General features: G+C 41.8%; 11 protein-coding genes, 1 rRNA gene and 1 other annotated feature. Of the genes, 3 read left to right on the forward strand and 9 right to left on the reverse strand.

Annotation, left to right across the window (positions count from 1 at the left end; genetic code table 11):
* Window positions 1–33 precede the first annotated feature (33 nt).
* The 4 genes from NIE32_RS13795 to NIE32_RS13810 form a co-directional block, all read right to left on the reverse strand.
* Window positions 34–324: a YxcD family protein gene (locus NIE32_RS13795; RefSeq protein ID WP_253077463.1), complete on the reverse strand. Its 291-nt coding sequence runs from the start codon at window positions 322–324 to the stop codon at window positions 34–36.
* Window positions 312–737, reverse strand: a complete 426-nt coding sequence (locus tag NIE32_RS13800; RefSeq protein WP_253077464.1) for a hypothetical protein — start codon at window positions 735–737, stop codon at window positions 312–314. Before NIE32_RS13800 ends, NIE32_RS13795 begins: the two co-directional genes overlap by 13 nt.
* Window positions 738–834: 97 nt before the next feature.
* Window positions 835–2,013, reverse strand: a complete 1,179-nt coding sequence (locus tag NIE32_RS13805) for a MalY/PatB family protein (RefSeq protein ID WP_253077465.1) — start codon at window positions 2,011–2,013, stop codon at window positions 835–837.
* 17 nt (window positions 2,014–2,030) lie between these two features.
* Window positions 2,031–2,396, reverse strand: a complete 366-nt coding sequence (locus NIE32_RS13810) for a MerR family transcriptional regulator (RefSeq protein WP_253077466.1) — start codon at window positions 2,394–2,396, stop codon at window positions 2,031–2,033.
* Window positions 2,397–2,524: 128 nt separating this feature from the next.
* Here NIE32_RS13810 and NIE32_RS13815 point away from each other — a divergent pair, with 128 nt between their 5' ends.
* Window positions 2,525–2,782: a hypothetical protein gene (locus NIE32_RS13815; protein WP_253077467.1), complete on the forward strand. Its 258-nt coding sequence runs from the start codon at window positions 2,525–2,527 to the stop codon at window positions 2,780–2,782.
* 135 nt (window positions 2,783–2,917) lie between these two features.
* On the opposite strand, the gene NIE32_RS13820 is transcribed toward NIE32_RS13815, so the two are convergent.
* Entirely contained in the window at window positions 2,918–3,499 is a 582-nt protein-coding gene (locus NIE32_RS13820; RefSeq protein ID WP_253077468.1) for a thioredoxin family protein, read from the reverse strand.
* A gap of 122 nt (window positions 3,500–3,621) precedes the next feature.
* Window positions 3,622–3,839: a binding site (T-box leader), on the forward strand.
* Between the two features lie 41 nt (window positions 3,840–3,880).
* On the opposite strand from NIE32_RS13820, the gene proB reads away from it, so the two are divergent.
* Complete coding sequence (gene proB, locus NIE32_RS13825; protein ID WP_253077469.1) at window positions 3,881–5,032, forward strand: glutamate 5-kinase; 1,152 nt, start codon at window positions 3,881–3,883, stop codon at window positions 5,030–5,032.
* Entirely contained in the window at window positions 5,032–6,297 is a 1,266-nt protein-coding gene (locus NIE32_RS13830) for a glutamate-5-semialdehyde dehydrogenase (RefSeq protein ID WP_290443630.1), read from the forward strand. The genes proB and NIE32_RS13830 overlap by 1 nt, the downstream gene beginning before the upstream one ends.
* Before the next feature lie 65 nt (window positions 6,298–6,362).
* Here the strand turns inward: NIE32_RS13830 and NIE32_RS13835 are convergent, their stop codons facing one another.
* From NIE32_RS13835 to rrf, 4 genes are all read right to left on the reverse strand, one after another.
* Window positions 6,363–7,067 carry a LutC/YkgG family protein gene (locus NIE32_RS13835; RefSeq protein ID WP_253077470.1) on the reverse strand — a complete coding sequence of 235 codons (705 nt, stop codon included), beginning with the start codon at window positions 7,065–7,067 and terminating at the stop codon, window positions 6,363–6,365.
* A complete protein-coding gene (locus NIE32_RS13840; protein WP_253077471.1) occupies window positions 7,064–8,524 on the reverse strand; it encodes a LutB/LldF family L-lactate oxidation iron-sulfur protein in 1,461 nt (486 codons plus the stop codon). The genes NIE32_RS13835 and NIE32_RS13840 overlap by 4 nt, the downstream gene beginning before the upstream one ends.
* The gene (locus NIE32_RS13845; protein WP_253077473.1) at window positions 8,490–9,260 is read right to left on the reverse strand and encodes a (Fe-S)-binding protein; all 771 of its coding nucleotides are present in this window, start codon (window positions 9,258–9,260) and stop codon (window positions 8,490–8,492) included. Before NIE32_RS13845 ends, NIE32_RS13840 begins: the two co-directional genes overlap by 35 nt.
* Before the next feature lie 608 nt (window positions 9,261–9,868).
* Window positions 9,869–9,985, reverse strand: a 5S ribosomal RNA gene (rrf, locus tag NIE32_RS13850).
* Between the last annotated feature and the right edge of the window lie 29 nt (window positions 9,986–10,014).

The following is a 10,014-nucleotide window of genomic DNA, read 5'->3' on the forward strand; positions in this document are numbered from 1 at the left end:
GTACCATGGGAGATTATCTTTTATCGTAGAGGGTTACGCCGAATAATGCGCAATGATCCCTTGTTCTTCATCAAGTTCTAAACGGAGTGAGCCATAGGGATCCTGATTCATTTCTATTTCCAACCAATAACGTAAAGCTTCAATCATATTTGATTCAACCAGAATTTGTTTGCGTTCACCAACATAAGCCTCGGCAGAGAACCCATAATCATCGTCAAACATTAATTCAACTTGAATATCTTGTGGTTCCATTCCTTTTTTGTTTGCTAAATGGAGACATAACGCATTAACAATTTCTTGTTCTGAGATCGTCATCGTCTCCACGGATTTGAGTCCTCAGAGTTTCTGCGTCTCGTAAAGCTTGAAATAATGTAGCGAATTAACGCAATCACAACGAGAATGGCGATGAGATTAATTAAGAAACCTGCCATCATGCCAAATCCGCCAAAGTGTGAAAATAAACTGCCGAACAATAATCCGGAAAGTCCACCAAAAATCATGCCTCGCATGAAACTACCACCTGTGAAATTTCTAGCCGGGTTCGTTGTTCGCGTACCTTGACTTCGATTACTTTTAAAGAATGAAGTTGTGCCCCCGCTACGATTGGATTGAAAGCTCTTAACACCTGATCGATAACCTTTGGCACTCACCTGATGATCTGTTGAATGAAAGACAAAATCACCGGCAGGCGTAAAGATCAGAGCTAGAGCGAGAAAAGCCGCCATTATTTTTTTCATTTTGCTGTGTACCCCCCTGTTCCATTCCTATACATTTTATTACGTATGCCGTTGAAAAAGGTTTCAAAATTTCAAAAAACACTCATGTGGAGTCTAATTACACATGGAGTTCAGCACGCAGCCGCTGCATCGCTTTTTGAAGCAATTGTCTCGAGCATGCTAGATTAATACGTACAAATCCTTCGCCTTCAACCCCAAATGTATACCCTTGATTCAACGCAAGTTTCGCTTGTTTTTGAAAAAAGCGTTGCAGCTCTATTTTATCCCATCCGAGCTTTCGGCAATCCATCCATCCAAGATAGGTTCCCTCAAGAGGAACCATTGATAAATTGGGTAGGTGCATCTGTAAATAGTTTGCAACAAAATCTGCATTTCCATTAATATAAGCAAGACATTGATCGAGCCAGTGCTCACCGAACTTGAACGCAGCTTCTGCTGCAACAGTTCCGAGTGAATTAGGTTCACCAAGACTGAATCGTTGTGTTTGCTCCTTAAACTTTCTTCTTAATTCCGGATGAGGAATGATGATATTCGAAATTTGTAAGCCGGCAAGGTTAAATGTCTTACTTGGCGCTGTGCATATGATTGATCGGGATGCGGCAACCTCAGAAAGAGTGGCAAAGGGAATATGCTGATGCTCTTTGAACACAAGGTCACCATGAATTTCATCTGAAACAATGAGCACATCGTATTTAGCTGCCAGATCAGCGAGTGTCTCGAGTTCTACTCTTTTCCAAACCCGACCAACAGGATTATGAGGTGAGCATAAGATCATTAATTTAACCTTTGGATCTGCAAATTTTTTCTCCAGATCAGTGAAATCCATGGTATATACACCGTTCTGGTAGAGCAAAGGATTTGTCACCAGTTCCCGATGCTGGTTTTTAACAGCTTTCGGGAAAGGAGGATATACAGGCGGTTGAATGACCACTTTATCGCCAATAGTCGTGAATCCGTCAACGATGAGATTCAATGCGGTAACAATTCCGGGACTCTGACAAATCCATTCTTTTTCAATTTGCCATTGGTGTCGTTTCATCATCCATTGCTGTACAGCTGAGAGATAGGATTCACTATTTGCTGTATAACCATAGATTCCGTGCCGAATGCGTTTGGAAAGTGCTTCAGTCACTTCTTCAGGCACTTGAAAATCCATATCTGCTACCCATAAAGGCAACAATTGTTGATCGCCAAAAATGTGATCCACTTCATCCCATTTGATTGAGGCTGTTCCCTTCCGATCAATGATCGCGTCAAAATCGTAGGCATAACTCAATGAACGTTCATCCCCTCTCAAGTTTTCCCGTTTAAGGATTTAAGATCTGACAGTAACGCTGATAAATAGTTGCGTTGTTCATGTATTTTCATTTCTTCGTTAGATAATAAACGATCCTGTTCAAACAATTCTTTACATACTTGATCAATCAGCACTTTCGAGCCGCAGCCATTTAATTTTTTAACTAAAAATAACTCTTGAATAGTCTTTAATGATAGGCCGAGATGCTGTAATTCTTTAATGACATGAAAGTCATCAACATTTTTTTGACTATAATTTTTAAATGCATTTGTTTTCTCCGGTTGAATAAGTGTCAGTTCTTCATAATGACGCACCGTATCCTTCGTTGTCTGACACAACTTAACAAATTCTCCAATTCTCATTCGGTAACCTCCTTGACATGGGGTCAACCCCATCTTTTTTAATGAAATATTAAGGGAGGAATTGGTATGATTTCAGAGTTTGTTTTGTTCATTTACTCATTCGTTTGTCTCATTTCTGGAGTGCTGTTTTGGAAAAAAGAGAGGCACCGCATCGTTATCTGTATCTTTCTACTGACCCACAGTGTGAGTCTCATCTTCTCAGTACTCATGACTATGTATACAGTGACGTCAATTCAGTTAACTGGCGCTCTCTTATTGTGCTTGATCAGCAGAATAACGAACGGATACTTTCTCTTCCATTGCATACGACCGAAGCACCATGTGATTACTTTAATCCTTTTTCTTATTATTGTTATCTTACATTGACATTGAATAAAGGTAAATAGCTAATCATGGCAAGGTATGTGTAAAGCGCTGGTGTCTTGAAGTTAAATCGTTCGTTAGTTATGAATCAATACTATAAGTTCTGGTATGTAAGAAAACCTTTCCTCTGTTCGATACAGGAAAGGTCTCATTGATCATTAAACTAAATCACACGCTTCCCCTGGCATCCAATGCGCATCTTGGCCATTCCATTTTACATTACAGCCGATCGGATTCGTCAGTGGCGTAGTCACAGATTGACCGCTCGTTAATTGCTCAAGCGCCCGATCAAGATCATTCACTGTTGCTTTTTCCGGTTGTCTCGGATTATCCAATTCACGGCCCGTGTACACCAATTTGCGTTCCTGGTCAAACACAAAGAAATGTGGCGTTCTAAGCGCACCATATGCACGCGCAACATCCTGCGCCTGATCTCGCAGATAGATCCATGGGAATTTTTCTTGTTCCATTTGCTTCACCATGAATTCAAAAGAATCCTTAGGGTGTGTCTGTTCACTATTTGAATTCACTGCAACAAAAGTGACGCCTGCCTCCTTGTATTTCTCAGCTAATTGTCGCGTCGTTTCATTCGATCCAAGAACAAAGGGACAATGATTACATGTGAAGAAGAGGACCAACACGTTTGCATCTGAAAAGTCGTTCAATGCATATGTGTGTCCATCTGTTGCAGGTAATGAAAATGCAGGTGCTTGCTCGCCAATTTGCAAAGTAAATGCCATGATCAAACCTCCCAAAATTTTAATAATTTCATTTTATCATTTTGGTCATCTTGATGAAAAACATCTGCACCATGAGGAATCCCTTGACTTCTCTCCAACACCTGAATATAATGAGATCAATTATAAGAGCGTTGACAGGGATTAGTAAATAGTGAAGACTCGACAGAGAACGGCATCCATCGGCTGTAAGATGCCCCGAAAGCTTCATGTTGAACCTGCCCTTGAGCTGTTCGGCAAAAACCGAACCGTGTACTTCACGATACGAAGTTCTAAGTGAGTGCAGTATTCTTTCTGTACTAACAAAGGTGGTACCGCGGGCAAGCCTCTCCCCGTCCTTTTATTAAGGATGGAGAGAGGCTTTTTTGAATATGGAGGACGGTTATGGAAGCCAAGAGAATTGTTGTGAAAATCGGAAGCAGTTCACTCACGGATCCACATGGTGAACTCGATCATGAGAAGTTACGCGATCATGTCGATGCGATCGCCCAATTAAAAACTAAAGGGCATGAGGTTGTTCTCGTTTCTTCTGGAGCTGTTGCGGCTGGATATCCGGGACTCGGATATCCTTCAAGGCCGGTGACCATTGCAGGAAAACAAGCAGCCGCTGCAGTCGGTCAAGTGCTGTTGCTTAATAATTATGCTCAGGCATTTCGTGATCACGGAATAACCGTTGCCCAACTTCTGCTTGCTCGCCAGGATTTTGAACGGCGCGAACAGATGAGTCATGCCTACTCAGCGCTTAATGAGCTATTGAAGCGCTCCGTTCTTCCGATCATTAATGAAAATGATTCGGTTTCGCTCGCAGAATTAACGTTTGGTGACAATGATCAGTTATCAGCATTAGTTAGTGGATTGATTCATGCTGATTTTCTTGCCATTTTAACCGATGTGAATGGTCTTTATGATAAAAATCCCCATCAGCATCGCGATGCGATCCGCTATCATTTTCTTGAGACACTTCCGGATCATCTGCTGAATGAAACCAGTGCAGCGTCCGGTTCAAAAGTGGGCACCGGCGGAATGAAGTCAAAGTTACGCGCTGCGCGAACTGCACTTTCACTTGGTGTTCGTACATTTATCGGAACAGGAACAGGACCGAATAAACTCGTACAAATTATTGAAGGTAGCGGTGATGGGACTTATATTGGTGCCGAAAACCTTAAGCCATCGTTAAAAGTGTCAAAGCAGTGGATTGCGCTTCATTCCCCGATCTCTGGAAAAATTGAAATTGATGATGGTGCCGTGCATGCCTTGATGAATGAGGGTAAAAGTTTACTTCCTGCAGGTATTAAAACTATAAGCGGCCATTTTCTCGCTGGAGAAGTGATTCAGATTGTCGATAAAACTAATCATATACTTGGAAAAGGACAAGTGAATTACTCTGCAAAACAACTTAATGAGATTAAACGCATGTCGAGTGATCAAGCGATGGATCTAGTAAACGGCGGTCATCCTGAAGCGGTTCATCGTGATAACTGGGTGCCGTGGAATGCAACGTTACATCCTGTAGCCATTGAGAGGAGAAAAAGATAATGAATGACTCAGTTAAAGAATCTGAATTGATGATAAAGGCAAATCATGCACATAGAGCGGCACAATCACTTGCATCAAAATCGACAAAACAAAAAAATGATGCGCTGCACACCATAGCCAATCAATTACGTGCACAATCTGAATTACTATTGACTGCTAATCAAAGCGATATGAAGCGTGCAAAACAAAAGGGTATGGTCGAATCGCTATTGGATCGTCTCATGTTAAATGAGGAAAGGATTGATGCAATGGCCGGTGCTCTAGAGCATCTCGCAGATTTACCAGATCCGATAGGTGATGAACTTGAACAATGGTCCCGACCAAATGGATTACAGATTAGAAAAATTCGTGTTCCGATCGGCGTGATCGGGATGGTCTATGAAGCACGACCAAATGTGACCGTCGATGCTGTCGGGCTTTGTTTGAAGACCGGTAATGCTGTGTATTTACGAGGGAGTGAATCCGCTCTGGAATCCAATAGAGCTATTGTATCTGTTATTCACCAAGCGCTAAACGCAACCGAATTGCCGACTGAGTGTGTCCAATTACTCGAAGATACAAGTCATGAAACAGCAAATCAATTTTTTAAATTAAATGGGCTAATTGACGTTCTTATCCCCCGTGGCAGCAGTCGATTGATACAAACCGTCATCAAGCAAGCGAGTATCCCTGTTTTGGAGACCGGTGCTGGAAACTGTCATGTATTTATCGATGAAACAGCAAAACCAGAAATGGCCATCAGCATCGTTTTGAATGCGAAAACACAACGTCCGTCCGTTTGTAATGCAATCGAAACCGTGATCGTTCATGAAAAATGGTTCAAGAATTTTGGCTCTGAATTAATTGATGCCTTACAATCAGCAAAAGTCGATTGCCACATCGACGCTAAAATTGCGAATCAATTTCCAAATCTGCACGTGGCAACTGAGCAAGACTGGGCAACGGAATATCTCGATAAAATCATTGCGATTAAAATTGTGAGCAATGTTAAAGAAGCCATTAACCATATCAATAAATACGGAACCAAACATTCTGAATCCATTATTTCGGAAAATGTTGAGAACGTCCAAATGTTTTACCAATTTGTAGATGCCTCTACTCTTTATCATAATGCTTCTACACGGTTCACAGACGGGGAGGAATTCGGCTTTGGTGCTGAGATAGGTATCAGTACTCAAAAGCTCCATGCACGTGGCCCCATGGGTCTAAATGCATTGACTAGCATTAAATATCTTGTTGAAGGAAACGGCCAAATTAGAAAATAAAATTATCATTTTGTAAAAAAACAGCAATCCTCGAATGAGGATTGCTGTTTTTTTAGGATATAGTCTTAGAGATCCGATACGATCAAATAGGCTACTTTTATTGGTCCATGAACGCCGACAACGAGTCGCATTTCAATATCTGCACTGTTGCTTGGTCCTGAGATAAAGTTGATATACGAAGCTATCTCTTCACCCTTCTGAACGCGTTCTTCGACCATCTGCATCGCTTGTGTCAACCGGGGAACAATCAGGCTTTTCGGTACAATGACAATTGATGTTTCCGGAAGTAGGCTGACACTTCTTGCTTTATCTTTGTCATTAAATAAACCTGCTGTTGCAGATTCTGCAAGCATCACATCACAGATTGACAGACCAATATTTGCTTCTGCTGCTCGATCAATAGTACGATGACCTTCTGAATAATTCCATGTATAGACATCGTATTTACTGAGTACGTTCTGTAAGCCAAATTTGCTAAAGCGTTCGTCTTTTGTTGCGACGACCTTTCCAGCACCGTAATCTGCAATAATTTTATCTAATTGCTCAGCAAGCTTATCAGAAGTAGTTTCATACGCTTTTGTATGAATCGGATCACATGCTTTTTTCATCATGTCTACAAGCTGCTCTGTAGAATACTTTTGATAAACCTTTTCTTGAGGCATGTACTTGTGCTCCCAAGCTGGTGGCTGTGACGCATCTGCTGACGTATGATTTAATTTTGAAGCTATATTACGTAGAAATGAATCACGATTCTCTATCGTTCCGTTCATAACGACTCACCTGTTCCTTTATCCAGATTGGCCGTTTTTTGACCTTTATGTTGCTTAAACCAATCTCTGAAGTTTTCCTGACTTGGTGCTGGCAAATCCCTGCCATGGGTCCATGGTTTCATCGGTCCAGGACCTTTTTGGATTGAACCATCATGAACAATTGGTTTAAGCATGATTGGTGCCATTTTGGCTCCGGCTCTAAATAAAAGTGGTGAAGAAGCACCGATACTAAATCCCTTCATTGCTACTTTTTCCATCACTGGTGGATGTCCGCCGCCTTCAACATACTTCTCGCGATGTCGAATGAGTAACTTGTGTAGCGGAATCTTTACCGGACAAGCCTCAGAACATGCGGCACAAAGACTCGATGCATAAGGCAATTTTCCATACTGTTCATAACCGCCAAGAATAGGCGAAAGCACAGCACCGATCGGGCCCGGATAAATGGAACCATACGCATGCCCACCAATGTGACGGTAAACCGGACATACATTAATGCAGGCCGCGCAACGAATACAGTGCAGAGCGGATTGAAATTCAGTGCCCAGTGCATTCGAGCGTCCGGCATCGACAATCACTAAATGATAATCTTTCGGACTATCTACGGCTTCTTGATTTGCCTCTGGTGTAATATCCGTAACATAGGTGGTCAAACGTTGTCCAACGGAACTTCTGCACAAGAGTGACACAGCAACATCCAAGTCTTTCCAAGTAGGAACAAGACGTTCCATACCCATAACCGTAATTTGTGTTTCTGGAAAGGCGGTGACCATGTTTGCATTACCTTCGTTGGTAACAAGGCAGATACTTCCAGAATCAGCAACAGCAAAGTTACAGCCCGTGATTCCTACATCTGCTTTAAGAAATTTGTCCCTTAACGTTCTCCTTGCAAATCCCGCGAGTTCTTTCGGATCATCTGTTCCTTCATATCCGAGCTTTTTAAAAGCATCTCGGATTTGCTGCCGATTCTTATGCACAGATGGAACCACAATATGAGAAGGTGAATCATGATCGACTTGAAGAATGAATTCCGCAAGGTCCGTTTCCAATACCTCACAGCCGATGTCTGTCAGTGCTTCATTCAGACTAATTTCTTCAGTAACCATCGATTTTGCTTTAACAATATGTTTTGCATTTTTTTGTTTTACAACTTTTTTAATATATTCTTGTGCTTGTTCTGCTGTTTCAGCGAAAAAAACGTGGCCGCCTCGTGCTGAAAAGTTATCACTCAATTGTTTCAAATAGTAGTCTAAGTGATTTATTGTATGTGCGCGTATTTCTTCACCCGCACTTCTCCATTCTTCCCAATCGCCAAGTGCGTCGTCACCTACTGTTGCACTGAGTTTCCTGCCTCGCAGTCCATCCTGTGCTGAAGAGACCGCATTGACCATGAATGTATCATGGATCGCTTCATCGACGCCCTCAAAGAACGGTCGATTTCCGACTTGCATCGGCATGGCGCTCATCTCCTTCAGTTTGATGACTGTTCAATATTTGTGCAATGTGCATAACTTTAATCGGCTTACCTAATCGTTTCATACGGCCGCCAATGTTCATGAGACAACTTGCATCGGCACCAATAACAACATCTGCTTCAGTTTCTTCAATATGTCGGATTTTTTCATCAACCATTTGTTCCGAAATGGGGAACATTTTAACAGAAAATGTGCCACCGAAACCGCAGCAATCATAATTGTTAGGCAGTTGGACCAAATCAAGACCTTTAACATGTTTCAGCAATGTATAGTGTGATTCACGTTCGCCAAGCAATCGCGTCATATGACAAGAAGTATGAAGAGTTGCTCGTGCATGATATTCCGCACCAACATCAACAACACCAAGAACACGGACGATAAATTGTGTGAATTCATAGGTCTTTTCGGCAATGTTCTTTGCTCGCTCCTGCCACTCAGGTTCGTCTTTGAAAAGATTCGGATATTCATGAAACATCGTCGCGCAAGAACCGGAAGGGCAAACGATGTAGTCCGCATTTTCAAAACTTTTAATCATTTGTTTTGCGGGACCAATTGTATCCTTTTTGTAGCCGCTGTTATAGGCAGGTTGTCCACAGCAAATCTGACCCTGGGGAACCTCAACATCACAACCAAGCCTTTCAAGTATTTCGGTTACATCTTTTAAAACATCAACATAAAAAAATTCTCCCAGGCATGTTGTAAATAGAGAAACTTTCACTTGTCTCAACTTCTTTCTGTTTATTTGTGACTTTGATCTGTTACTCTGTTTATTAATCTTCTCGCCTGTTTCATCGATTAATACTGTCACATATTTATCACTTATCAATCACATTTTATACATATTTGAAAAAAGATCAACCCAATTTGACGAATTATGATTATCAATAAGTTATAGTGTATATGCCTTTTTTCTATTCCACTCTTTTTCAAATAATAATCATTTTTTTCAAATTTTTTTGCTTGATCTGCTTTTACAGTAAAATTTTTGTTGTACTTTTAGCCAACTATTACGCCATAACTCAGCCGATTAACAGAGAAAAGCCGGGCAAGAACTGCCAAGTCCTTACGTTCTCATGATGCTGTAGTTTTCGCATCGCATTTGGCTTTGAATCGCTCCGATTGCTCCCCTTCTGCGGCGATTCGTGAGCCTCCGGGATCAACCAATACTATGCGGTTTCACTTGGCTCACATCATCCGGAACGGTCCCGCAGGAGTCTCGCACCTACGTAGTTCAAACCCTTTTGCTTTAAAAGCATATACTTTTTTTTACTTGCAAAAAAACAAGCGTCTCTCGATGTTATTCGAGAAACGCTTGTTTCTGCTTTTGCCTGGCAGTGACCTACTCTCACAGGGGGACAGCCCCCAATTACCATCGGCACAGAAGAGCTTAACGGCCGTGTTCGGGATGGGAACGGGTGTGACCTCTTCGCTATAACCGCCAGACGAACCGGCTCTCACGAGCCTTCAAAACC

The organism is Sporolactobacillus kofuensis (assembly GCF_024125425.1).
Taxonomy (GTDB): domain Bacteria; phylum Bacillota; class Bacilli; order Bacillales; family Sporolactobacillaceae; genus Sporolactobacillus; species Sporolactobacillus kofuensis.